Source organism: Desulfobotulus pelophilus, assembly GCF_026155325.1.
GTDB classification, from domain to species: Bacteria; Desulfobacterota; Desulfobacteria; order Desulfobacterales; family ASO4-4; genus Desulfobotulus; species Desulfobotulus pelophilus.
The window spans coordinates 89,869-113,070 of sequence record NZ_JAPFPW010000007.1 but is presented as its reverse complement, the minus strand read 5'-3'; the positions used below and the strand labels follow the sequence as shown (position 1 = coordinate 113,070).

Annotated in this window: 21 protein-coding genes; 10 read left to right on the top strand and 11 right to left on the bottom strand. The window is 53.2% G+C overall.

Features of this window, described 5'->3' with window-relative positions; translation table 11 throughout:
- Positions 1-18: 18 nt before the first annotated feature.
- On the bottom strand, positions 19-960 hold the full coding sequence (locus tag OOT00_RS07840; protein ID WP_265424761.1) for a DMT family transporter: 942 nt from the start codon (positions 958-960) through the stop codon (positions 19-21).
- Between the two features lie 102 nt (positions 961-1,062).
- Positions 1,063-2,505 (bottom strand): aminotransferase-like domain-containing protein, encoded by a 1,443-nt coding sequence (locus OOT00_RS07835; protein ID WP_265424760.1) that lies wholly within the window; start codon positions 2,503-2,505, stop codon positions 1,063-1,065.
- A gap of 301 nt (positions 2,506-2,806) precedes the next feature.
- On the opposite strand from OOT00_RS07835, the gene OOT00_RS07830 reads away from it, so the two are divergent.
- Positions 2,807-3,880, top strand: a complete 1,074-nt coding sequence (locus OOT00_RS07830) for an alkene reductase (protein WP_265424759.1) — start codon at positions 2,807-2,809, stop codon at positions 3,878-3,880.
- A gap of 83 nt (positions 3,881-3,963) precedes the next feature.
- Complete coding sequence (locus tag OOT00_RS07825) at positions 3,964-4,914, top strand: AraC family transcriptional regulator (protein WP_265424758.1); 951 nt, start codon at positions 3,964-3,966, stop codon at positions 4,912-4,914.
- A 20-nt stretch (positions 4,915-4,934) separates the two neighbouring features.
- Here the strand turns inward: OOT00_RS07825 and OOT00_RS07820 are convergent, their stop codons facing one another.
- The 7 genes from OOT00_RS07820 to OOT00_RS07790 all read right to left on the bottom strand — a co-directional run bounded on the left by OOT00_RS07820 (position 4,935) and on the right by OOT00_RS07790 (position 13,004).
- Positions 4,935-7,358, bottom strand: coding sequence for a TonB-dependent receptor (locus OOT00_RS07820; RefSeq protein WP_265424757.1), 2,424 nt, complete (start codon positions 7,356-7,358; stop codon positions 4,935-4,937).
- 447 nt (positions 7,359-7,805) lie between these two features.
- Positions 7,806-8,663 carry an NAD(P)H-hydrate dehydratase gene (locus OOT00_RS07815; protein WP_265424756.1) on the bottom strand — a complete coding sequence of 286 codons (858 nt, stop codon included), beginning with the start codon at positions 8,661-8,663 and terminating at the stop codon, positions 7,806-7,808.
- Positions 8,654-9,193 carry a putative Se/S carrier protein gene (locus OOT00_RS07810; protein ID WP_265424755.1) on the bottom strand — a complete coding sequence of 180 codons (540 nt, stop codon included), beginning with the start codon at positions 9,191-9,193 and terminating at the stop codon, positions 8,654-8,656. The genes OOT00_RS07815 and OOT00_RS07810 overlap by 10 nt, the downstream gene beginning before the upstream one ends.
- 163 nt (positions 9,194-9,356) lie before the next feature.
- On the bottom strand, positions 9,357-9,578 hold the full coding sequence (locus OOT00_RS07805; protein ID WP_139447372.1) for a sulfurtransferase TusA family protein: 222 nt from the start codon (positions 9,576-9,578) through the stop codon (positions 9,357-9,359).
- A 154-nt stretch (positions 9,579-9,732) separates the two neighbouring features.
- Positions 9,733-10,818, bottom strand: a complete 1,086-nt coding sequence (gene yedE, locus OOT00_RS07800; RefSeq protein WP_265424754.1) for a YedE family putative selenium transporter — start codon at positions 10,816-10,818, stop codon at positions 9,733-9,735.
- A 77-nt stretch (positions 10,819-10,895) separates the two neighbouring features.
- Positions 10,896-11,687, bottom strand: coding sequence for an acyl-CoA dehydratase activase (locus OOT00_RS07795; protein WP_265424753.1), 792 nt, complete (start codon positions 11,685-11,687; stop codon positions 10,896-10,898).
- Positions 11,688-11,726: 39 nt separating this feature from the next.
- Entirely contained in the window at positions 11,727-13,004 is a 1,278-nt protein-coding gene (locus OOT00_RS07790) for a double-cubane-cluster-containing anaerobic reductase (RefSeq protein WP_265424752.1), read from the bottom strand.
- A 502-nt stretch (positions 13,005-13,506) separates the two neighbouring features.
- On the opposite strand from OOT00_RS07790, the gene OOT00_RS07785 reads away from it, so the two are divergent.
- Positions 13,507-13,827: a hypothetical protein gene (locus tag OOT00_RS07785; RefSeq protein ID WP_265424751.1), complete on the top strand. Its 321-nt coding sequence runs from the start codon at positions 13,507-13,509 to the stop codon at positions 13,825-13,827.
- Between the two features lie 291 nt (positions 13,828-14,118).
- On the opposite strand, the gene OOT00_RS07780 is transcribed toward OOT00_RS07785, so the two are convergent.
- Positions 14,119-15,072 carry an AraC family transcriptional regulator gene (locus tag OOT00_RS07780; protein WP_265424750.1) on the bottom strand — a complete coding sequence of 318 codons (954 nt, stop codon included), beginning with the start codon at positions 15,070-15,072 and terminating at the stop codon, positions 14,119-14,121.
- A 261-nt stretch (positions 15,073-15,333) separates the two neighbouring features.
- On the opposite strand from OOT00_RS07780, the gene OOT00_RS07775 reads away from it, so the two are divergent.
- The 3 genes from OOT00_RS07775 to OOT00_RS07765 all read left to right on the top strand — a co-directional run bounded on the left by OOT00_RS07775 (position 15,334) and on the right by OOT00_RS07765 (position 17,636).
- Positions 15,334-15,966 (top strand): PAS domain-containing protein, encoded by a 633-nt coding sequence (locus OOT00_RS07775; protein ID WP_265424749.1) that lies wholly within the window; start codon positions 15,334-15,336, stop codon positions 15,964-15,966.
- 88 nt (positions 15,967-16,054) lie between these two features.
- On the top strand, positions 16,055-16,951 hold the full coding sequence (locus OOT00_RS07770; RefSeq protein WP_265424748.1) for a ParA family protein: 897 nt from the start codon (positions 16,055-16,057) through the stop codon (positions 16,949-16,951).
- 109 nt (positions 16,952-17,060) lie between these two features.
- A complete protein-coding gene (locus OOT00_RS07765; RefSeq protein WP_265424747.1) occupies positions 17,061-17,636 on the top strand; it encodes a cysteine hydrolase family protein in 576 nt (191 codons plus the stop codon).
- Positions 17,637-17,855: 219 nt separating this feature from the next.
- Here OOT00_RS07765 and OOT00_RS07760 read toward each other — a convergent pair whose 3' ends face one another.
- Positions 17,856-18,281: a hypothetical protein gene (locus OOT00_RS07760; RefSeq protein WP_265424746.1), complete on the bottom strand. Its 426-nt coding sequence runs from the start codon at positions 18,279-18,281 to the stop codon at positions 17,856-17,858.
- A 183-nt stretch (positions 18,282-18,464) separates the two neighbouring features.
- On the opposite strand from OOT00_RS07760, the gene OOT00_RS07755 reads away from it, so the two are divergent.
- The 4 genes from OOT00_RS07755 to OOT00_RS07740 are packed head-to-tail and all read left to right on the top strand — an operon-like array spanning position 18,465 to position 23,194.
- Entirely contained in the window at positions 18,465-19,172 is a 708-nt protein-coding gene (locus OOT00_RS07755) for a response regulator transcription factor (protein WP_265424745.1), read from the top strand.
- A 34-nt stretch (positions 19,173-19,206) separates the two neighbouring features.
- Positions 19,207-20,595, top strand: coding sequence for an ATP-binding protein (locus OOT00_RS07750; RefSeq protein WP_265424744.1), 1,389 nt, complete (start codon positions 19,207-19,209; stop codon positions 20,593-20,595).
- 4 nt (positions 20,596-20,599) lie between these two features.
- Positions 20,600-22,336, top strand: coding sequence for a thiol reductant ABC exporter subunit CydD (cydD, locus tag OOT00_RS07745; RefSeq protein ID WP_265424743.1), 1,737 nt, complete (start codon positions 20,600-20,602; stop codon positions 22,334-22,336).
- Complete coding sequence (locus tag OOT00_RS07740) at positions 22,337-23,194, top strand: DNA ligase (RefSeq protein ID WP_368407583.1); 858 nt, start codon at positions 22,337-22,339, stop codon at positions 23,192-23,194.
- Positions 23,195-23,202: the final 8 nt, after the last annotated feature.

The window sequence follows — 23,202 nt, the reverse complement described above, 5'->3', positions numbered from 1 at the left end:
TCCGGCGGCCTTCCCGTTTCAGGCTGCCTGTTTTTTTACAGACGCTGGCAGGGTAAGTGGTGTGTCGGTTTTCTGTTCTTTTTCCGGTGTTTGTTTTTTCTTCATCATCAGAAAGTTACCCGCAAGAATAAGTCCCACGCCGCCTGCTGCGGAAAGACTCCACTGATAGCCTTCTAAAAAAGTAGAAAAACCAAGGGCCACAATGGGGAAAAGAAGGGTGGCATAGGCTGCCTTTTCCGGTCCGATGCTGCCCACAAGGCTGAGATAGCACCCAAAGGCCAGGATGGAGCCGAAGACGGCAAGATAAAAGAGGGAGCTCATATAGCTGAAGGTAAAGGGTGGTATCAGGCTTTTTCCAAGGACGATGGAAAAAAGAACCATCATTATACCTCCATAGCCCATGCCAAAGGCATTGGTCTGGATGATGGGCAGGCTTTTTTTCTGATTTCTGGCGGAAAGAATGTTGCCTATGGAGGCCAGCCATGTGCCGGCGAGGCAGAAGAGGGCTCCTTTGAGTCCGCTGTCGGAAAGATGAAATCCCTCAAGTTCCGGCTGGAAGACCAGAACAATACCCGTCAGCCCCAGAATGGTAGCCCAGACGGCTTCGAAACGGATTCTGTTGCCAAGGAAAAGGGCTGCATTGATCACATTCATGAGCACGATGGTGGAAAAAAGAACCGCAGCCAGACCACTGGTGATGTGGAGTTCTGAAAGGTAGATGAACCAGTAGTTCAGGCCGAAAAGAAAGAAGCCCTGCAGGGCCATGGCCATATGTTCCTGCCGTGAAAAACGCATCCTGATCCGGGTAAAAATGCAGAAAATCAGCAGAAGAAGGGATGCCAGACAGAAACGCAGGGCCACGGAAGCCATGGGATCCATATTGCCCAGCTGAAAGGTGATGGCGATCCAGGTGGATCCCCAGATCAGAACAGTGAAAGCATAAAAGAGAAGATTGCGCATGGATGATACTCCTTGGGGTATTTCTTTTGGTACGGAACACCTGCCAGCAAAGGCAGAGTGTCTGTCATTCGAGGTGGAGAGGTCTTTTCTGCCGGAAGTTTTTCAGGAACTGTCCATCAGGGTACGGGCCATTTTACCGAGGGTTTCCAAGGCCCAGGCGTTCCGGTCTGACCAGGCAGCTGCATTGAGGCGCACATAGTGACGGAAATGGGAGGTGGTGGAAAAAAGGGAGCCCGGCGCAATGCTGATGCCTTGGGCCATGGCTTTTTCATAAAGCACCATGGAATCGACGGCCTCCGGCATTTCCACCCAGAGGGTAAATCCGCCTTCGGGCTTTGTGATACGGGTTCCGGCAGGAAAACAGCGGTGGATGGCATCAGCCATGGCGGCTGTTTTGTTGGCATAAATTCTGCGGATATGGCGGAGATGGTGCTCATATCCTCCGGAATGGAGAAATTCTGCAACGGCTAACTGGGTGGGGCTGGCGGAGGCCAGGGATACCATCATTTTGAGCCGGAAAGCCTGCTCCCGGAAACGGCCGCCAGCCAGCCATCCAACCCGGTATCCCGGGGCCAGAGTCTTGGAAAAAGAGCCGCAAAGCAGCACTTCCCCCCTTTTATCCCAAGCCCTTGCGACGGATGGCCGTACATTAACAAAGGACAGATCCCCATTGATGTCGTCTTCCACAAGGGGAACCTTGTGGCGGGCAAGGATGCGTACCATTTCTTCTTTTTTTGTATCGGTGAGGCTGACACCCAAAGGATTGTTAAAGTTGGATATTACAAGGCAGGCGGCGGGTTTCTGGCTGGTCAGGGTTGTTTCAAGGGTGTCAAGGCAGAGCCCTGTTTCCGGAGAAGAGGGGATTTCAAGAATTTTCAGGGAAAGCTCCCGGAACATATCCAGAAAATTGAAATATACCGGAGATCCTATGGCCAGTGTGTCTCCGGGTCGGCACAGGGTTTTCAGGGCAAGGAAAACGGCTTCGCAGGCTCCGGTGGTGATAAGGATTTCATCGGGATCCACATCACAGCCTGCCAGGGTCAGCCTGCGGGCAATCTGAACCCGCAGGCGTACATGACCCGGAGGCATGGAGTAGGCGGTACTGTCATGGAGCTGCCGGCGGCACTGGCTGGCCATGATGGAGGAAAGTTTGGCCGCCGGGATGCATTCGTCCGCCGGAATGGCGGCACCAAAGGGCACCATGCCGGGATCCGCTGCATGGCTGAGAATCTGCGAGCTGATGTGGGCGGAAGGTATCTGGACCGGAGAAAGATCAGGACCGGAAAAATCGGGCTGTCTTGGAAGGTCAAAGCCCCTTGGACGGACATAATACCCGGACTGGGGCCTGGATTCGATGATGCGCTGATCTTCCAGGAGGAGATAGGCCTGTTTCACCGTATTCAGGCTGACCCCCATGCTGCGGCTCAGTTCCCGTATGGAAGGCATTCGCTCACCGGGACGGTAGACTCCTTTCGCCACCATCCGCATCATGCGGTCGTGTATTTCTTCGTAGCGGTATTTTTTATCCTGCGTTTCCCTTTTCATGATCTCACCCTATGCCTTTGGCAGAAAAATACCAGATACAGTTGGCCTGAATTTGGATGGATACAGTTTTTCCACGAAGAAGAACAGAGGGTACAGAAAAAAGGGAAGGGCCTGGATTGAAATCAGGTGATTTTTGGGCAGATTTCTTTAGCCGATGGGGGATGAAGGGAGATAAACGCACACGATTTTAGCATAGCCAAAACTTTTTTGTTGCCTATATTGCCAAGGGTCTTATTGTAAGAGTGTACAGTTAAAAGAAGGTACCCGTCACTATCTTGAAAAGCCAACAGGAGGAAACATCATGGGTAACAAGATTCTTTTTGATCCGGTTACAGTCGGTTCCCATATCCTTTCCAACCGTGTGGTCATGGCACCCATGACAAGGAACAGGGCCGGAGAAGGCAATGTCCCCACGGATCTCACGGCCACCTACTATGCCCAGCGAGCCACAGCCGGACTCATCATAACGGAAGCCGCGCAGATATCCCCTCAGGGTGTGGGCTATCCCCTTACGCCGGGCATCCACAGTCCGGAGCAGCTTGCCGGTTGGAAAAAGGTCAGCGATGCTGTGCATGCGAAAGGCGGTACCGTGTACCTGCAGCTTTGGCATGTGGGCAGGGTTTCCCATCCTTTGCTTCAGCCCCATGGGGCATTGCCCGTAGCGCCCTCTCCCATTCGTCCCCGTGGAGATGCCATTACCCTTGAGGGGAAAAAACCCTTTGTTATTCCCCGGGAGCTGGACGTGCATGAAATAGAGGAGATTGTGGAGCAGTATGCACGGGCTGCACAAAATGCCATGGCAGCTGGTTTTGACGGTGTGGAGATCCATGCGGCTAACGGATATCTCATTGATCAGTTCCTCAGGGATGGCAGCAACCGGAGAAAGGACGATTACGGGGGCAGCCCTGCGAATCGTCTTCGGTTTCTTGCAGATGTTACGAAGGCTGTATCAGGGGCCATCGGAGCTGAAAAGGTGGGGGTGCGTATTTCACCGGAAAATACCTTCAATGACATGGAAGACAGTGATCCCCAAACAATTTTTACGGCCCTTGCCCATATGCTGAAGCCCTATGGTCTGGCCTACCTGCATGTGATTGAGGGAGATCTGGCAGGGGGGGTATCCCGCGTGGATTACGGAGAAATCAGAAAGGCCTTTGGCGGTATATGGATGGTAAACGGCGGTTATACACAGAAGCGTGCAGAGGAGGCTGTGGAAAGCGGACTGGCGGATCTTGTGTCCTTTGGCTCTCTTTTCCTTGCTAACCCCGATCTTGTGGAACGGTTCCGGAAGGGAGCCAGGCTGAACCGGCCGGATCCTGCCACCTTCTATGGTGGGGGGGCCGAAGGATATACGGATTATCCATTTATGGCCTGAGGCTGGCGGCGATTCCCGCCTTTTCTGTGGGATCAGGGGGGGAGGAGAGTTTGGGATTTTGTAAGGATCATTCTGGGGGCCAGATGAAAACAATACGAATTTTACCGAAAAAAAAAGGAGAGGAAGAAGGTGGCGTGCATCTTCCCCTGCCCCCGGATGCGGGCAGGGGAGGTGTATCCATGATGTCCCTTGCTTCGGGTATTCAGCTGCTTTTTTCCGACTACAGCCTGCATGAAACAACGCGTATGGAATATGCATCCTTTCCTGCTGTGTTTGGTTTTGGATTCTGCCTTTCAGGGGAGATTCTCAATCAGCCCGGAGGATTCAAGGCGGCGGATGCCATAGGTCCTGATCAGAGTGCCGTCTTTCATTTTACCGGGGAGTCCATGAAAGAAGTTGTGGCCAGGAGAAGGGTGATCCGGCTCAATATCATGATGGAGCCGGAAAAAGTGGAAGCCTTTCTGGGTAATGAGCTGCAGATGGCAATACCCTCTTTGCATAAACTGCTCCGCCATCCCTACCGTGCTTTTGATTCCCTGACACCAGCCATGAAAGCAGCTCTGCTGCAGCTCGCATCCTGCCCCTATGAGGGGCGTATCCGTTCCCTGTTCATGGAAGGAAAAGCCCTTGAGCTTATGGCCTGTAAGCTGGATCAGCTTCATAGCAGAAAGGGTCCTGCGCCTCCGGAGCCCGGTTTAAAAACGGGAGAAATTGACCGCATACACTATGCCGGTGAGTTGCTGATCGCCGACCTTGAAAATCCCATTACCCTTTCCGAAGCGGCCAGACAGGCGGGGATGTGCCGCAGCAGGTTTCACTACTGTTTCCGTGAGGTGTACGGAATGACTCCTTTTCATTTTCTGCGTCATCAGCGACTCGAAGCTGCCGGGCGTTTTTTGTGCGAAGGAAAACTGAATGTCACACAGGCGGCCTGTGCTGTGGGGTACGCCAGTGTGAGCCACTTCACAAAGGCCTTCCGGCAGCACACCGGGTGTCTTCCCGGACAATACCGCAAAAAAGAGCCTGCCCCCTAGGCAGGCCCTTCCGGTTGGGGTCAGAATCTCCACTCAAGGGAGGCTCCCAGCATTCTGGGTTGTGTTTTCACCGGAGCATTCATATCGTTATCCGATATCATGACAACGTGATCCTTATCCATCAGATTGCTTGCAAAAAGAACCATGCGGCCTTTGGGCAGCTGGTAGGCAAGTTGCAGATCGGCCATCCAGTAGGCGGATATTTTTCCCCGTGCATCATTGTCATAATAGGAGTAATAGGAGTTTTTGTAGCTCAGGCTGCCGCTCAGCTCAAACCGGGAGGCGAAACGGTAGCAGGCTCCCATGTTGGCCGAAAAGCTCGGGGCACGGGGCAGTTCATTGCCTTCATAACTGGCCACGGAAAAGCGCTTGATTTCCGTGTGCAGCAGACCCATACCGCCGAAAAGCTCCAGACTGGAAACGGGCAGCCATCGAACCCCCATTTCTGCGCCGTAGCTCTGGGCCTTTTCCGCATTTATGATGGTAATGGCGTTGGCGTTGATGTAGTAGGGGAGCTGCATGTCTTCGTAGTTATTGAAGAAAATATTGGATGTTAATTCAAGTTGCCCATCCCGAAGGCGGTGGCGACTATATAGTTCATAGTTCCACACAGACTCCTCGTCAAAGGCAAAGCTGGTCCATGGTGTGTCAAAGGTGATGCCAGCACCGCCCGATCGATAGCCACGGGCCACCTTTGCGCCGAGAGTATGATCCGGGCTGACTTTCCATGCAAGGTCCAGTTTGGGGAGAAATGCCGAGTAGGTTTTGTCAAAGTCCACTTCAACGCTGTAGACCTGCCCGCCGTGATGGATTCCTTTGCTGCCTCCTTTGCGTTTTCTCTGTTCCCGCTCCAGCCTGCCTCCCAGGGTTACATCCATGCGGGGGAGAAGGGCATAGGTGATCTCCCCGTAGACGGAGCCGGTTTCCGTTTTATCATCAAAATTACTTCCGTTGAAAATATTCACAAACTCATCCTGACTGGAACGGAAATAGCGTAATCCGGCAAGCCCCCGTAAACGGCCGTCACTGTTTTGGAAGTGCAGGGTAGGTTCTATCTGAATTTCCCTGCCCTCAATATCGGCATGGGCATCCGCGGCGGTGGTTATGCGCTGGATGTCAAAATCCGTGTAGATGATTTTGGTTTCTGTCCTGAGACCTTCCGACATTTCCCATTCCACATCCCAGATGGTGCTGGTGGACCGGGTTTCAAAAACAGGCCTGGGTCCGCTGAGCTTGGAACCCGTACCGGGAGGGGCGACCATGTTTTCACCCTGAGGCGCACGGGTGTCGAAGTGATTGACGGAAAAGCGGGTCAACAGTCCCGGTGATCCGGGAGGGAGGTAGAGAAGGCTGGTTCGGAGGGTGGTGGTTTCAAACTCCCGGGGGTCTCCTGCTGGCTCATAGGATTCCAGCAGGACAAAGCTTTTACGTTTTTGCCGGTCCGCGCTGATCCGGAAGGCCAGCTGGTCCTCCACAATGGGTCCGGAAGCCATGGCAGCCATTTGTGAATAGCCCTGTTCTCCCACGCTTCCCTTGACGGCGCCCTCCCATGCGAAGGAAGGCTCATTGGATCGGAGAACGACAGCCCCGGCAATGGAGTTGCGTCCCTGCATATAGCTCTGGGGTCCCAGGAAGATATCCACCTGCCCCACGTCCCAGAGGGACTGGGGTCCGAAGGCCAGTTCGTTAAACGTCAGTGATCTCCCATCCAGTGAAACATTCAGACGGGGGCGGGTTCCCGCAAGAAAAGCCACAGCGCCGGTGGCCGGTCCTGCTCCGTCGAGGCCGCGTACGGTGGGCAGATGGTTGCCATAGCCCACGTCTACTATATTGGGCGTCATTTTCAGAAGATCCGATATTTCTGTTGCATTGACGGCCGTTTCTATTCTTCTGGAATCAAAAACCTGAACACTGGAGCTGGTATCCTGGATGGATCGCTCTACTTTTTCACCCATGACGAGAATGGGAGGAAGGGCCATGGCTGTGCTGCTGTCCATAATCGTCCGGTTTTGTCCATGCACAAGTTCAAAGCTGTTCGCTGAGCGTCGGATAAGGCGGAAACCGTGCTCCTGGGCTAAGCGGGTCAGGCCTTCCTCTGGATGAAGGTGGCCCGACAGTCCGGAACTGTGAAGTCCATCCGTTTCCGCGCTAGAAAAGTGCAGATCGACTCCCGTCTGATGCGCAAAGCTGTGCAGTGCGGTTTCCAGTGGACCGGGATCAATATGAACGGGCTGTTGTTTTCCACGGATGGACATTGGGGAAGCGTCAGCCATATGGGGGAGCCCCAGCAGGAAGAGTCCGATGAGGAGATATGCGGAACGGGACCACTTTTTCCGGCAGCCTTCTTTTTGTTTGTAACTGGGTTCACCGGATTGGATTTTTCGGTCGGATAAAAGAGAGAACATCGTCCTGTGCTTTCTTTTTCTATGGGTTCTTGCCTGCATGAAAAGCTCCGTTTTCTGGGGTAGGGTGTCTGGCGCCTTTGCGCTGTATGTGGATTTTTGAAATTATCCTGCTTTGCCATTGTGTAATTTATTTGGCATTCCTAATACTTTTTTGTTTTTTGTGCTAGCGGTGGCGTATTTTATTTTAGCGAAATTTGCAGTGGTGCGTTTATTGGGAAAGTGCTGGAAAAGGGATTGTGGGCAGGGATGTTTTTTTTATGGGTAACAGGTGCAGAATGGGGATGGATCTGACCAGGATGTTGCCTGTTGCGGAAGATGGGCGATAGGGCAGGATGGATGATTGCCGGAGTATGGAGGGACCGGTTGAGAAAGGGGCGTGCTCTTTGTGACGGTGACCAGAAAACGGAGTGCTTGCCATGTATCCGGCAGTTGGGGTGGCAGGGTTTGGCCCCGTCTGGTTTGGAAGACCTAGGAGTCTGTTTGGAATCAGTCCCCCGTGCACATGGCTAAAGCCTGGGGTATGGCCCGGATAATTTCGACTACCTGGGTTGCGGGCGTGGGTTGGGTCAGCATGCCGGCATGCCGGTTGGCAAGGGCTGCCATGTGGCAGGCTTTTTCCATGTGGATACCGGAGGCAATGAGGGCCGATGCCATTCCCGTGATGGTGTCTCCCGTGCCGCCCATGGCTTCCATTACTTCGCAGCCGGGGCTGTCTATGCGCCAGTGAATGTTTTCTCCGGAGGCAAACAGGTCAACGGCGCCTTTTACCAGAAGGTGGCCAGCTGCGTTGTCATGGGCATAGGCCCTTTTGATGAGTTCCGGGGCCTGCTGGTCCTGATGGAGAATAAAGCCCCGTGTATAAAAGGGATGGGGGGCTTTTTCATCGGCAAGGAAGGCGAGCTCGCCCACATCCGGGGTGAAAAGATCATAGGAGGTGGCATAGCCGCTCATTTTTGCCGCATACATGAACCCTGCGTCCGCAATACGGACAGGTGGCAGGGGAAGGGCGTCCAGAGCCATGAGAATACGATTGTGCCAATCCACTTCGGGCTGAAGGTAGTGAAAGGTAAGGGTGGCCGCTGCAAAGCTATGGGCATTTTCCACGATGTGCTGATAGACAAGACGGCTGCCTCCGCCCCGGCCCGTATCTCCTGCCAGCAGCACATGGGGAGGTTTATCTCCCACAAACTCCGCCGTTCGAATGGCCGCCGCCACAAGGGCCGGTGTGCCCCTGAGAATGGGGATGAGATAATTCCCCACTTTCAGGCTCCTGCCCTCAAGGTAGGCCGGGCCCGTAACCAGAGGAAAGTTAGGGTCGGGTACGGTTCCTGCAATTACAAGCATTGGCGTTCTATCTCCTCATAGGCAAGCTGCAGAGCATATCCGCAGAGGGTATGTCCGATTTCCCGGGGCTGGGGAGCTTCTTCCAGAATTTTGCCCGTGAGCTGGTCCGCCAGAAAGGGCACATCCGGACAACCTCCACCGGAAATATTTACAATCATGCGGCTTTTTTTCTCTATGGTGATTTTCATGTTGGCGGCCCGGACCATGAGGTATTCTCCGAAATCTTTTGTGTGAAAAAGATCCACAGGGGAAAGGAGAGGCCCGGTCACGGGTACCACGTCCATGGGATGAACCCTTGCGTTTTTGAGGGTTTCCAGAATGCGCATCTGTTCCATAAGGGGAAATTCCACCACAAGGTCGCATCCCCTCTGGATTTCCGGTGGTGGTCCCATGACTTTAATGGTCCAGCCTTCGGCCTTGAGAAGGTTTTCCGCCTGTATCACATCGGAGGTGTGGTCAAAAAGGAGCATGCCCCGGTCGGCCCGGGAAGTCTTTGCTTTTTTTCTGCCGAAGAGTTTTCTGAAAAACATGGACTTTCCTTAAATATGCCAGCAGAGGGGTAGCTTTTGAAAACACCCGCTAAAAGAATTTTTTAGCGGGTGGATGGAGTCAGGATTTTATGGCTGCCCTGTATCTGAAGAAAGCAGTGGCGAGCGGTTTTCGTGCTGCCATGGCCTTCCTTTAAAGTAAAGGTCAGGCGTTTTTTACCAGATGCAGGGTGTATTCACCATCTTTTTCCTCCACGGATGCCAGTTGCCATCCTTTGGATTCGGCGGCTCTGGCCACATTTTCCCTTGCGGCTTCCGTGTCCACCAGTACGCTGAGTTTTCCACCCTGAACCGAGGGCAGGGCTTTCAGGGTGTCCAGTACGGGCTGGGGACAGGAAAGTCCCCGTTCATCAAGAATTTCTGTCATGGAAAATCTCCTTTATGGATAGGCCGGATACCGGCCGTGAAAAGTTTTTTTTGGGGAAACCCCTTTTTTCCCCTCTCTCTCCGGGTGGTGGCTGAGGATCTCGAAGCCAGAGGGACCGGGGTGAGGGGAAGGCCCTGGAAGGGTCTTTTTTGCCTCAGGCCTGTTTCCGCATGCCAAAAAATCCTATCCCAAGGCAGACCACAAGGCCGATGATAAGGCCCGTGATGCCGTTGGCACCGATACCCGCAGGAGAGCTGGCCATGGCAAAGTTATGGGCAAAGGCGGCACCCACAATCATGCCCACCACAAAGATGGCCGCATCACCGTCCCCCTCTCCGGAAAGAAAGAGCTGACGGCCGGGGCAACCCCCTGCAAGGGCAAAGGCAAGGCCTGCCAGCACCATTCCCATGAAGTTCCATATCCCCACGCTGTGGGCCACGGGCTGGCCCTCAAATCCCGGTTTGAACTGCCCGAAGGCAAGATTGGCAAGAAAAGCCACCGCCACAAGGGCGATGAGTCCTGAGAAGAGGTGCATCTGTTTAAAAAGAATGAGATCCCGCAGGGCACCCATGGTGCAGAAACGGCTTCTCTGGGCAAGACCACCCACAAGAAGGCCTATGGCAAGGGCAATGAAAAGGGGGGCATACATGGCACCGGGGCCTTTGAGGCTGTAGAAAAGAACCCCGCTTTTACCTTCTCCTGCCATGGGTGGATTCATAAAGGCCAGAACCAGAAGGCCTGCCATGATAAGCGGCATGGCAAAGCCCACAAATTTCGGAGCTTTTTTTGCAGGCCCCAGATTGTAGCCGCCCCTCAGGAAGAGGGTGCCGATGAAAACACCACCCGCAAGCCCTAAAAGTCCAAAAATTGCATTCCAGTCCCCGCCGGCCAGCCGGAGCAAAGCCCGCCATGGACAACCAAGGAAAATAAGGGCACCGATCATGGCAAAAAAGCCTAGGGTAAAGCGGATGACGGGTGCTGAGCCCGTGCGGGGCCGGAAATCTCTGGCAAGAAGGGCTGCCACAAGGGATCCCAGCACAAATCCCATGATCTCAGGGCGCATATATTGCACCACTTCTGCTCTGTGCAGACCTAAAGCCCCTGCAATGTCCCTTTCAAAGCAGGCCACACAGATCCCCATGTTGGGCGGGTTTCCCATTTTTTGTAACAGTGCCGCCAGAAGGCCGATCAGGGCACCTACGGCAATGATGCCCCATCGGGTGGAAAAATAGTTTTTCATCTGTCTTTTTTCTCCTCGTGTCCAGGTAATATGGATAAAGTCACCGCTGATTTTTAAAAAAAACGGTGAAGGTTTTTTTATGCGGCCAGTTTTCTGAACTCTTCTGCTCCCCAGAGTGCGGCCCCGAGGGCTCCGGCCATTTCCGGGCTGGCGGCAATGCATAAATCATGATTTTCCTTCAGCTGCAGTTCTTTGCAGATCAGAAAACGAATGCAGGGGTTATGGGCCACCCCACCGGCAAAAACCAGTGGTTTTTCAAGGCCTGTGCGGCGCAGCATGCTCACCGTGCGGCGGACGATGGCAAGGTGCAGGCCAAGGGCGATGTTTTCCGGGCTGACCCCCTGGGCCATGAGGGAGGTGGCCTCGGTTTCCGCGAACACCGTGCACATGCTGTTGATGAGTGGCGGTTCATCCCCCCTGAGGGCATAGGTGCCGAAATCTTCCACAGGGATCTGAAAGATAGCGGCCGTGTATTCCAGAAACTTTCCCGTTCCTGCGGCGCAGCGGTCATTCATTTCAAAGCGGAGCACCCTGCCTTCCGCACGGAGGCGGATGGCCTTGGTATCCTGTCCGCCGATGTCCAGTACGGTCCGGGCTCCGGGAAAGAGATGGGCCGCTGCAAGGGCATGGGCTTTGATTTCCGTAAGGCTTGTGACCTCAAAGGGCAGCCCCATGTCCTGCACAAGGCCTCTGCCATAGCCTGTGGCGATGAGGCGGTCCGTATGCAGCCCCTGCAGGAGTTTACGGATCTGACGTTTAGGGTCAAAGGTTGTGGGCAGCCGCTCTTCCCGCAGGATGCAGTCTTCACGGAGAACCACCATTTCAATGGATCTGGAGCCTATATCCAGCCCGGTAAAGGTTGGTCCCATGGCAACTCCTTAGATATTGGCATCATGCTTCAGTTTCTTTCAGCGGATCATTTCCACAAAGGCTTCCACCCGGGTTTTTAGCTGCTCCATATCTTCCATGCTGTAGTCCGTTTCAATGGCCAGCATGGGAATTTCTTCTTTTCGGAGTACCTTTTCCAGCCGGATGGCTTCACTGGCATAGGGCTGGCAGAACATGAGACCGTAGTGCAGCACGCCGTCTGCCTTCAGTTCCTTTGCCATGGAGACCACATGCCCCATGCGTTCCGTATTGGGGGTGAAACAGGCGCAGTCGATTTCCATGTAGCGGTCCACCAGTGCATCAATGAGGCCATCCATATCCTCTGTCTTTTCATCGGTGAGGTTGCGGATGTTGCGGGTTCCGATGCAGGATTCCTCTCCCACAATGACAGCGCCTGAACTTTCGGTGATGTAGGGCAGCTTCCAGTTGGGAACGGCCATGGGGCAGCCTGAAAGGAGAATGCGCGGCGTGCCTTTGGCTGTTACGCCTTCCTGCTTCTTAACGCGGGTTTCCATCTGATCGCAGAGGGCATTGATGGAAGCGGTGAAACGGACGGGATCATCATAAAATGCCACCTGATGGATCAAAAGGGCGTCCCTTCCGGAGATGGGGGAAGGGTCGGCGCTGCGCAGGGCATCCAGACGTTGCAGGGCTTTGCGTTTGTTATTCACGGTGCTGATGGCTGCCCGGAGCTTTTCCACTGTGATGGTGTTGCCCGTAAGGGCTTCCAGTTTTTCCTTGTAGCGAAGGACTTCGCTGCGGAAGAGGGCTCTGGCGGCATCGGATTTGGTCTGGGGCAGCTCCATGACATGCATGTTGACCATTTCGCCAAAGGTCTCATAGGCTTTTTTCTTGCCGTCACAGGTGGTTTCTCCCACCACCATATCGCAGGATTCCGTGAAAGGGCAGATTCTGGCCATCTTGAACCCCACAAAAGACTTGATGAGGGCGCAGGTGTTTCTGGGCAGGAGGGTTTCTGCCTGCTCTGTGCCTGCATCCGCACCGGAACAGAGGCCGATATGAACGGCGTTGGCTGCAAGGGTAAGCTCTTCAGGAACAAAAACACAGAAGGTGCCAATGATTTTATGCCCTTTGGATTTGGCTTCCTGCAGTTCCTGTATCCTGAGGCCATGGACTTCGCTCAGGACAAAATCCAGATATTCCATACCCTGAAGGCGACCTTTCTGGGACATGTAAATATCACCGTAAAACTGGCCCAGCACACCGAGAAGGGCATCGTGGGCCGGAATGTCGAGGTTGAGTTTTTCCCACATGGCTTCGTAGCGTGGATCGCTCATGATCTGCTCCTTTGCACAGGTTGTTTTTCAAGATTTTTTATATGCAAATCCGTATGGGGCATAGATATAAGCAATACTGTGGGGCTGGATCAAATTGTTCCTTTCAATGTATTTTTGCCTTCGGATTGTTTTTTTCTATGCGGCATGATGGTCCACAGACATATCCACTCAATGCGTAGCGACTGTTCATTTTATGACTGTTTTTGTGTTTTATCTGGTGGCGGAGGATTTCGGACAGGAAGAAGGGGTGTTGTAATGGCTGAATAAATATCTTTTTTTATTTTAGGTATTTACTGGTATATATGTGGTTTTGATTTCAGTTTGTAAGGGAATGGTGCTTCGGATGGCAGGGAAAATGCTATGAAAAAACAAAGGCGGGTATGCGGCCAGAAAAAAGTTTTTCCGTATAACCTGCACTGATCAGGCTTGAAATGGCGCAGAAAAAGAGTTTTTTTTGTGTCAATTCATCGTGTAACCCATGTTGATGTAAGGAGCAGCCATTATGTTTTCCCTCACTTTTCGCAGTCCGGACTATGACATCAGTGTTTTGCAGCCCCGTTTTGAAGGGTCAGGTCACATTCAGAAAAAGGAGCTTCGCAAGTGGGCCGATGAAGTGAAAATTTTTTCCGAGCGCATGGAGAGCCTTTCTGGCAAAGCGAAAATTCTCTCAGACCTTTTTGCGGAAGCCTCCCTTCCTCCCCTTCCCAATGGCGGGATCCGCCAACTGAAAAAGGAACTGTTTGCCATTCATGACTTAATGACCCAGGCACTGGACATTGCAGGCCGTATTGAAAGTGAGCTGATCCAGACCGGGCGCCACTGATTTTTTTTGATTGCAGACCATGAAGGCGTGTCCGTAAGGGCATGCCTTTTTTGGTTGGTGCCTGGTAATGGGAAAAAGGTTTTTGGGGACATGGAGAAAAAAAGCTGTCTGTCCCATGCCGTCTTCAGGCGTTGCTTTCTGTAAGATTTTGAACGGGTTCTGTCAGTGCTTATCCTTTGTTTGTGTTCTGTTGGATGTGAATCAGCAGAAGAGCCGGAAACTCTGTGGCTATTTTCGGCTCTTCTGCCGCGCTGCTTTTGGGTAGTCTGATCTATGGATAAGACGCTTTTTTCAGGCCGGCTTTAGCGGCATGCATATGTCTACGATCCATTTTCCTTCGGGGTGTTCCTCCGGGCTGGTGTGGTAGCGTTCATAACAGGGGCTGTCATCACAGGCATAGCCCTGTTCCATGAACCAGATAAAGGCTTCATTCCAGGCTTTTGGGAAATCTGCGTTGGCGATTTCAAAGCGACATACGGCATAGGGCCCGCCACGAAGTTGCTGAACGCTGATATCTCCATCTGGTTCAGCAGGATCAGGAAGGGTGATGCAGGCGTCCATTCGGCATTTTTCCGGTGGGGTTATTTCGGGGTTATCCCAGTAGACACCTAAAACAGTTCCGGCTTCGAGGTATCCTCTGGGACCGGCCCAGGTCATCAGTTCTCCAAAGGCCTGTTCACAGATTTCATGTCCATAGGCACCCATCTTTCGGATATAGGCGACCCGGTAGGCGGGAATTTGTTCTATACTTCCTTTCATGGTCAGCTCCCTTCGGTTTTTCAGGTTTTGAAAAAAAGGACTGCCTGCAGGCATCATGTCCGCAGCATAGGGGAAATCCCGATGGAAAGCGTTTCCGGGTTTGCGGCAAGTGTTTCCTGTCTTGCTTTTCCTGTAGGCTGAAGGGCTCATGGTAAAATGCTGGCGAAAGGCTTTGGCAAAGTTCTGGGAGCTGGAAAAACCGCCGTCCATGGCGATGCGGGTTATGGGTGTCCGTTGGTCCTGAAGAAGACGGTTGGCTGCCCGTTCCAGTCGGAGTCTGCGGGTGAAGGCGGCAACGCTTTCTCCCGTAAGTGTTGTAAAAATTCTGTGAAAATGAAAAGGTGAAAAAATGGCAGCCTGTGCAATTTCTTCCAGAGACAGCTCGTTTTCCAGATTTTGGCTGATAAAATTCATGGCATCACAGATACGCTTGCGATAGTCGAGAAGTGTGACAGGACAAAGGGAAATGGGGGGTCTGGTTTCCATGGGAAGCCTTTTCTGGAGTTGGGGTCTTGCTGGGACAAAACGACAATAAAGGGAAAGGATAGGGAGGTCAAGACGGCTGGGTTGGTTGGTATGAATGGTTGGGTATGATGCTGTTTGAAAAAAACTGGCGGGGTAACACTGTGTGCAATATACGGTATGTTTTGGGGCTGACAATGCCTATATAGTACATCTTGTTGGCTATTCCCACTGGTTTTCGGACAGTCTCTTCTGTTTCCATGATGTACTCACTGGAGATGGCGAATGGATAAAACGGTGTTTCTGGATGGCCTGCGGATTTTTATGGAAAAAGAGCTGATGGACTCAAGGTTTGCATGGTGGGAGTGGGATACGGTGTGCAACCGCGTCACCTGTAATGATCTGAAGGTCACCATGCTGGGCTATGATCCTGCAGAGTTTGAGAATGTCGGGTACCAGTCCTTTACGGAGTTACTGCATCCTGATGACCATGGGCGTACCATGCAGGCCATGAGGGACTATCTGGAAGGCCGGGCTGCCATTTATCAGATTGATTACCGCATTCGCCGAAAAGATGGCGGGTATACCTGGTATATGGACAGAGGTTGCGCGGTTACAAGGGACGAAACAGGCAGGCCTGTGCGTATGCGCGGTCTTGTGGTGAATCTCGGGGCGGAGCTGGAGCAGAAAGCCAGAAGCAGGGAGTTTGTCCGGCAGGTGAGGTCGTCTCTGCCTTCACCGGAAAGCGGTGTGGAGCATATCGTTACCCTCTGTTCCGTATGCCAGCGTTTCCGCCTTGAGGATCTCTGGGTGACGGTTCCCGATGGCTTGGGCAGGGCCTTTCCCGATCGGGTTTCCCATGGAATCTGCCCGGATTGTGTGCGAACTCTTTATCCTGAATTTGCAGACTCGGCATAAGGGTTGTTCTCAAAAAAAATCTGGCAGAGTTTATGGGAACAATGCAGAGGTTCTGTTGTATGGCGAAAGGAAATGGAGCGAACAGGGTATGGCTAGAATTATCTGTTTTTATAATAATAAAGGAGGAGTGGGCAAAACCACTCTATCTCTTTTTTTCGCGGATTTTCTTTCATCGGTCACCATTCAGAAAAAAAAATCACGGGTGCTGGTTATTGATTTTGATCCGCAGGCGTCCTGCTGCAATGCTATTTTAGGGCCGGAACGTTCTGCAGAGCTGCGCACCACGGGAAGAACCCTGCCCCATGCCATCAGAGAAAAAAGGCTGGGCCGTAAGGTAAAGATCCTAGACTATATTGTTACAAGAAAAGAAGATAATCGATCCAGAACAAAGAAGGTGCGTCTCGGAAACCTGGATGCCATGGTGGCAGATCCGGAAGAGGCTCTTCACTTTGATGAGACCGGTTCTCTGGAAGACTCCCTGGATATGGCTGCCTGGCTCCGAAGCTCCCTGGCAAAGGAGTATGATTTTATTATTGTGGATCTTCCGGCAGCCCTGTCTCGAAGAAACGGTTTTTCCCTCATTGGAGCCTTTATGGCGGATTATTTTATGATTCCTCTGGAGCCCAACCGCATCAATACCAATGCCATTCCCCTGACATTAAAAATGATGGAAAATATCCGTCAGTGGCGGGGAGAAAAACGCTCCTTTGAGCTTCTGGGTTTTATTCTGAACAAGGCGGACAGAAGAACAAAGCAGTACAGACGCCATAAAGAAGCTTTCGGGTATTATGCGGATCTCGCCGGAACCCGTATCTATGATAATGTGCTCCCTCCGGCTCCCGCCCTTTCCAATGCATCCGATGACTCCATCCATTTTATAACCCTTACGGACCGGTATGAAGCCTATTATCCCCATGTGAAAAAACTGGTGCTGGAAGTGATTCCGGATATGGGCTTTGCCGTTAAGGCCAGACAGGACAAATAGCTGCCGAGCCGTTCTGTTCCGTCATATGATATTATAATGGTTTGTATTTGTATGTTTTCCCGTATGCGGGGAGCTCCCTGCAGGGAACCTTCCAGTGGAGGATAAGACGATGTTATGGGATCAATCTGCCCTGATGATCATTGATATGCAGAATGATTTTGTGCTGCCGGAGGCCCCTTTATGCATAGAAGGTGCGGCAGCAACCCTTCCCCGTATCCGGGAGCTTCTGGATGCTTTTCGGAGCAGAGGTCTGCCCGTCGTTCATGTGATCCGTCATCACAGGGCCGATGGTGTGGATGCGGAGGGTATTCGGGAAGGACTGTTCAGGCAGGGAGCAGGTTTTGCCGTACCCGGTACGAAAGGGGCCGAAATTGTGGATGAGCTGAAACCCCTTGAAGATGAATTTGTTATTATCAAACGCCGGTTCAGTGCCTTTATGCAGACGGAGCTCGATTTTATTCTGCGGCGTATGGGGATCCGGCGTCTTGTCGTTTGCGGAACCCAGTGGCCGGTATGTATCCGCACCACCATTTTTGATGCCCTTGCCCTTGGCTATGATGTGATAAGCATCGTGGATGCTACGTCGGCCCGAAGCGAGGACGTGGCCGCAGCCAATATACGTGATATTGCGGCCATGGGTGTATCCTGTATGGATGTGAGCCGTTTTCTTGGGCCGAGATCCTGATCTGATGTAATGAAACTTTTTTTATCGGATCGCAGGGGGGCCATCGGGAAGGGATCGACCTGTCTGGCCGGAGGGTGAAAACCGGCCCCGGATGCTCTAGAAGCTCCTGGGCCGGTGGTGTCTGAGCAGCTTTGTCAGTTCATGGGCAGGAAGGTGAGAGTTGTCCCGCAAACTGACTGCAGAAAGGTGAGCCGCTGCAGGGCTTCCCGCTTTTATTGCTTAATCAGACATGGGTATGTTCCGGGTACCTGGATGCATTGGTTTTCGGTTTTCATGACGCCCCATGACTTTTTGCTGTCTTTCTTCCCTGTGCTTGCGGAAAGAGGCCAGTTGTTCCGGCCGGAGAATTTTTTGCAGTCTGGCATCCTCTTCCGCATCCAGAGCCTGCATTTCTGTTTTCATGGTTTCATGCAGTTTCTGCCATTGATGATGGCGCTTTTCCATCATTTCTTGCAGAAGAGGCTGCAGGGCTTCTTTCTGCCATGGTTCCAGTCCCAGTTTTTTTTCGAGCAAGCTGACATTTTGTTCCGAATCTCTGGGGTGCTGAAACTCCCTTCCCGGCTGGGCAAAGGCGGGAAGGGATAAAAAAAAGATCATGAAAAGAAAGAAAAACCCACGCATGAAATTCTGTTTTTTCTGATACATGACAACCTCCTTGTGCATGAAGTGGGTCGGGAAAAACGGTGGATCCCGAAGCATGAAAAAGAATAGCCTTTTCTTTCGTAAAGCGGGGTGAAGACTGGTAAATCTGGTGTCGTTCTATCTTTACAATTTTTTACGCTCCGTTAGCCGGCACCTCTGGCATGATATTGAAAAAAGGAGGTCCCGATGCTGCATATTCTGGTAATTGATGATGACAGGGAGCTGACCGCCCTTCTGGCGGAATATCTCGAACCCGAGGGTTTTGAGGTGGAAGGTGTGCATGACGGGGCTGATGGTTTGGAGAGGGCCCTTGCCGGAGTGGCGGATCTTGTGGTGCTCGATGTGATGATGCCGGGTATGGGCGGGCTGGAGGTACTGAGAAAGCTGAGGTCCAGGAGTTCTTTGCCGGTTATCATGCTCACGGCCAAAGGTGAGGATGTGGACCGGATTGTGGGGCTTGAAATCGGTGCAGATGACTATCTGAGTAAACCCTTTAATCCCAGGGAACTTGTGGCAAGGATACGGGCTGTATTGCGCCGAAGCGGCCGTGATGGGGAGGGTGCTGGTCTGCCTGAGGAGACACGGCCGGTGGAGATGGGAGATGTGAGGATGTATCCGGGCAGCAGACGGGCATTGAGGGGCGGTGAGGTTGTGACACTCACCATGGTGGAGTTTGATCTGCTGGCACTTTTTCTGGCCCATGCGGGAGAAACCATAAGCCGGGAACGCCTTTCTACCGAGGTTTTGGGCAGGCCCCTCGGCCCCTATGACCGCAGTGTGGATGTGCATGTGAGCAGTCTGCGCCGTAAGCTTGGGTCACGGCCGGATGGTGTGGAGCGGATCCGTGCCATAAGGGGGGTTGGGTATCTCTATGCGTTCACAGGTGGGGAGTAGACAGGGGCGACTTTACCATAACCGGGGACTGTTGATGCACAGACTGTTTTTTAAACTGTTTTTTGGATTTCTGGGTTTCACACTTGCCAGCATGGCCCTTTCCGTTATGCTGGCTTTCACGGCTTCCAAGGGCCCGTGGGGAGAACACAGGCAGCGGGTGCGCCATGAGCGTCAGGAGATGTTCCGGCAGACCGTGGAGCTCTATGGGTATGGTGCCGTTGCCGTGTTGCGGGATGAGGGCCTGGAGGGCTATCTGGATTACAGGAAGCGTTTTTTAGAAAAAATGCGGACAAGAACCTGGCTTCTTTATCCCGATCTTCAAACCGTATCCGGGGATTCCCTTCCCGAGCCGGTGCAGGAGGTGCTGGCCTTGTTTTCGGACAGAGCAGAGGGCGGAGTGCGGTTTATGGAAAGGGAGATCATTGTGGTGGCTCCCTTTTTTCATGGAGGAGAATCCTGGCTGATGACGGGCCTGTTGCCCATGCCTCACCATGCGGAACGTCCTATTTTTCGTTTCCCCAAGGATCTGGGTATCCGCTTCTGGAGCTCCATACTTCTGGCCGTTATTCTTTGCTGGGCCATTGCCCGGCATATCACCGGTCCCATAGCAAGGCTCCGTTCTGCCACCCGCACTGTGGCAGAAGGGAATCTTTCCGTTCGAGTGGCTCCTTATATGGGAAAAAGGCAGGATGAACTGGGGTTGCTAGCCAGAGATTTTGATACCATGACCGGCCGTATGGCCGATCTGCTGGATGCAAGGGACAGGCTGTTGAGGGACATTTCCCATGAGTTGCGGTCTCCCCTTGCGCGAATGGCCGTTGCCTTGGAACTGGCACGAAAAGGGGGCGGTGATCCGGGTGCGCTGGTTCGTATGGAAATGGAGATGGAGCGGCTCAATACCATGATCGGAGAAATTCTGACCCTTGCCCGCTTGAGTTCCGGAGACGGTGGAGGAGTGGTCTGTGCCAGCCTGGATTTTTCCAAGCTGGTTATGGATGTGGTAGCGGATGCGGATTTTGAGGCCCAGGGGCAGAACCGCTCTGTGATTTTTTCCGGAGAGGAAGGGCTGGTTATGGAAGGATCGTCCACTCTTCTGCACAGGGCGGTGGAGAATGTGGTGCGCAATGCCCTGCGCTATACGCCGGAAGAAGGTGAGGTTCGGGTTTCCCTTACCCTTGAGGGAAGGGAAGCGGTGCTCCGTGTGACGGATCCCGGACCGGGAGTTCCCGACGAGGAAATCCCGAGACTGTTTGAGCCCTTTTACAGGGTTCACGATGACAGGGACAGGCGAACCGGCGGCGTGGGTCTTGGTCTTGCCATCACGGGACAGGCCCTGCGGCGTCATGGCGGCTCCGTTGGAGCCTATAATATGGATAATGGTTTCTGTGTGGTGATCCGGCTGCCTGTTACGGTAAAGGAATAGGGCTGTGGGGGAAGAAAAGGATAGGGCTGCAGGAGAAAAGCAAGCAGCATTCTGGTTGCAGGATCAGGTAAAACGGGTGCGGGGCCTTCTTCTCCTGTCTGCCTTCTCAGGCAGTATGGCCGCTGTAGTTATGGTTTTTCAGTGCTTTTTTCTGGCAGACCTCCTGGTGGGACTGGCCTTGAAAAAGGTTTTTTCCATGCAGAGCTTCTGGCTTCTCGGGCTCTGTTTTTTTTGCAGGCCTTTTTTTCTTGCAGCAAAGGATTTCTGGGGCTTGCGGGCCGGCCTTGTGCTGCGGCATCGACTCCGTATGGAGCTGCTGGACCGGATTGCCGACGCCGGTCCTCTGAGAAGCCGTATGGGCGGAGACGGTGTACTTTCGGCCATGGTACTGGAGCAGGTGGATGCCATGGATGATTATATTGTTCGCTATTTGCCACAGAAGATTCTGGCTGTGGTAACCCCTGTTGTCATTGTTCTTGCGGTATGGCCACATAGTCGGCTTGTGGCCCTGCTTCTCATGGTGACAGCGCCCCTGATTCCATTTTTCATGATGCTGGTTGGCAATGAGGCAGCACGGGCAGGCAGGCAGCAGCTGGAGGCACTGTCCCTTCTGGCTGGTCGCATGAGGGATATTCTCCGTGGACTGACCGTACTGCGCCAGCTCAATGCGGTGGATCCAGCCCGTGAAAAACTGGCACTGGCTGCCGGTGCCTACAGAGAGCGAACCCTTTCCGTACTGCGGCTGGCCTTCCTCTCTTCAGCCGTTCTGGAACTCTTTGCTTCTTTGTCCATTGCCCTGACAGCCGTTTATCTGGGGATGGGACTGCTGGGTCATGTGCCATGGGCCAGAGGTACGGTACCCGTTTCCCTTTACGCCGGCCTTTTTATTCTTCTGCTGATACCCGAATACTACATGGCTTTACGCCGTTTCGGTGCTGACTATCATGCAAAAGCCCAGGCCATGGCGGCGGCCTCTGCCCTGCGGCCCCTTGCGGAAACGTTCAGGGATTCTTCTGGCGGCGGTCGTTTTGTTTGGGAGGCCGAAGGCCCTCCAACCATCACTCTGGAAAAGGTAGTCTGGCAGCCTGATGAACGGGATGCGGTGCTCAAGGATGTAAGTATGTTCATCGGATCGGGCAGAAGGGTGGGGCTGGTGGGTCCCAGTGGCGCAGGGAAGAGCAGCCTTCTGCAGCTTCTGTTGGCCTTTGACCGGCCTTCAGAAGGCCGTATTCTTGTAAACGGCATGCCGCTGGATGGCCTGGATACGGAACGGTATCGGAGGCAGATAGTCTGGCTGGGCCAGAGTCCGGAGTGGTTTTCCGGCAGTGTGGGTGAAAATGTACGTCTTGGCTGCCCGGACGCTTCTGATACGGAAATCTGGCGGATTTTGCAGAAAGCCGGGGCTCTGGATTTCATGAAGGCCCTGCCTCAGGGGCTGAACAGTCCCATGGGGGAAGGCGGCCGCGGTTTTTCCGGCGGGCAGCTCCAGCGGCTTGCGCTGGCAAGAGCCCTTCTCCAGGATTCCTGGCTGTGGATTCTGGATGAGCCGGGAGCCCATCTGGATCCGGAAACGGCGAGGTCCGTGCGTCGGCAGCTGGGAAAAGTAAGTGAGGGCAAAACCCTTATCCTTGCCACCCATCACCTGGAGGGGCTGGAATGGTTGGATGACCTTTTTCTTGTTGATGGAGGGCGGATTGCAGGACCTGTGACAGATTCCATGGAGATAATGAGGGGAGGATAAATGGCAGGGTTCGGGTGCTGCCGGAGGCTGTTCATTTTTTTGTGTATGTTGTTTTTTCCTCCAGTGATTCTTTGCGCCATGGATCACGAGCCCATGCGGCCCCATGTCTATACGGAAGGAGCCGTAGTTGACGGCTGGTGGATGAGTGAAAAACTGGATGGTATCCGTGCGTACTGGGATGGCAGAAATCTGTGGAGCCGCAACGGTACCCCCTTTCATCCGCCGGAGTTTTTTGTGGCCGGTCTGCCTCCCTTTGCTGTGGAAGGGGAGTTGTGGGCCGGTCGGCAGAGTTTTGAGAAAACAGCTTCCATGGTTATGAAACAGTATCCCCATGAGGGGTGGAAGGATATCCGTATGGGTATTTTTGATTTGCCCGGAGATCCAGAGCCTTTCCGTATCCGCATTGGCAAAGCGGTGGCCTGGTTTACGGAGAATCCGTCGGACTCGGCCTTTGTGATTGACCAGAAACCCGTTAAGGATACCCGGCATCTGGCAGAGGAGCTTGCTTTTATTGAAGGAATGGGGGGGGAGGGCCTTATTGTACGGGATCCGGATGCCCTGTATGAGAAAGGGCGCAGTGCACAGATTCTGAAGGTGAAAAGTTCCGAGGACGGGGAAGCTCTGGTACTGGCCCATGTTCCGGGCCGGGGTCGTAACAGCGGAAAAATGGGCTCCCTTTTTGTCAGGGAGTTGGAAAGCGGGAAGGAGTTTCGCATTGGTAGCGGTTTTACGGATCAGAACAGGGAGCAGCCTCCTCCCGTGGGAAGTGTGATCACCTTTCAGTATTACGGACGCTATGATTCCGGCATACCTAAGTTCGCCTCCTTTGTGAGAATCCGTCAGGACCACGGATTCTGATCCGGTCC

Excerpts from the sequence above, each read along its gene's own strand:
- OOT00_RS07840 (WP_265424761.1), bottom strand. The coding sequence starts at position 960 with ATGCGCAATCTTCTCTTTTATGCTTTCACTGTTCTGATCTGGGGATCC.
- OOT00_RS07835 (WP_265424760.1), bottom strand. The coding sequence starts at position 2,505 with ATGAAAAGGGAAACGCAGGATAAAAAATACCGCTACGAAGAAATACAC.
- OOT00_RS07830 (WP_265424759.1), top strand. The coding sequence starts at position 2,807 with ATGGGTAACAAGATTCTTTTTGATCCGGTTACAGTCGGTTCCCATATC.
- OOT00_RS07825 (WP_265424758.1), top strand. The coding sequence starts at position 3,964 with ATGAAAACAATACGAATTTTACCGAAAAAAAAAGGAGAGGAAGAAGGT.
- OOT00_RS07820 (WP_265424757.1), bottom strand. The coding sequence starts at position 7,358 with ATGCAGGCAAGAACCCATAGAAAAAGAAAGCACAGGACGATGTTCTCT.
- OOT00_RS07815 (WP_265424756.1), bottom strand. The coding sequence starts at position 8,663 with ATGCTTGTAATTGCAGGAACCGTACCCGACCCTAACTTTCCTCTGGTT.
- OOT00_RS07810 (WP_265424755.1), bottom strand. The coding sequence starts at position 9,193 with ATGTTTTTCAGAAAACTCTTCGGCAGAAAAAAAGCAAAGACTTCCCGG.
- OOT00_RS07805 (WP_139447372.1), bottom strand. The coding sequence starts at position 9,578 with ATGACAGAAATTCTTGATGAACGGGGACTTTCCTGTCCCCAGCCCGTA.
- yedE (WP_265424754.1), bottom strand. The coding sequence starts at position 10,818 with ATGAAAAACTATTTTTCCACCCGATGGGGCATCATTGCCGTAGGTGCC.
- OOT00_RS07795 (WP_265424753.1), bottom strand. The coding sequence starts at position 11,687 with ATGGGACCAACCTTTACCGGGCTGGATATAGGCTCCAGATCCATTGAA.
- OOT00_RS07790 (WP_265424752.1), bottom strand. The coding sequence starts at position 13,004 with ATGAGCGATCCACGCTACGAAGCCATGTGGGAAAAACTCAACCTCGAC.
- OOT00_RS07785 (WP_265424751.1), top strand. The coding sequence starts at position 13,507 with ATGTTTTCCCTCACTTTTCGCAGTCCGGACTATGACATCAGTGTTTTG.
- OOT00_RS07780 (WP_265424750.1), bottom strand. The coding sequence starts at position 15,072 with ATGGAAACCAGACCCCCCATTTCCCTTTGTCCTGTCACACTTCTCGAC.
- OOT00_RS07775 (WP_265424749.1), top strand. The coding sequence starts at position 15,334 with ATGGATAAAACGGTGTTTCTGGATGGCCTGCGGATTTTTATGGAAAAA.
- OOT00_RS07770 (WP_265424748.1), top strand. The coding sequence starts at position 16,055 with ATGGCTAGAATTATCTGTTTTTATAATAATAAAGGAGGAGTGGGCAAA.
- OOT00_RS07765 (WP_265424747.1), top strand. The coding sequence starts at position 17,061 with ATGTTATGGGATCAATCTGCCCTGATGATCATTGATATGCAGAATGAT.
- OOT00_RS07760 (WP_265424746.1), bottom strand. The coding sequence starts at position 18,281 with ATGTATCAGAAAAAACAGAATTTCATGCGTGGGTTTTTCTTTCTTTTC.
- OOT00_RS07755 (WP_265424745.1), top strand. The coding sequence starts at position 18,465 with ATGCTGCATATTCTGGTAATTGATGATGACAGGGAGCTGACCGCCCTT.
- OOT00_RS07750 (WP_265424744.1), top strand. The coding sequence starts at position 19,207 with ATGCACAGACTGTTTTTTAAACTGTTTTTTGGATTTCTGGGTTTCACA.
- OOT00_RS07740 (WP_368407583.1), top strand. The coding sequence starts at position 22,337 with ATGGCAGGGTTCGGGTGCTGCCGGAGGCTGTTCATTTTTTTGTGTATG.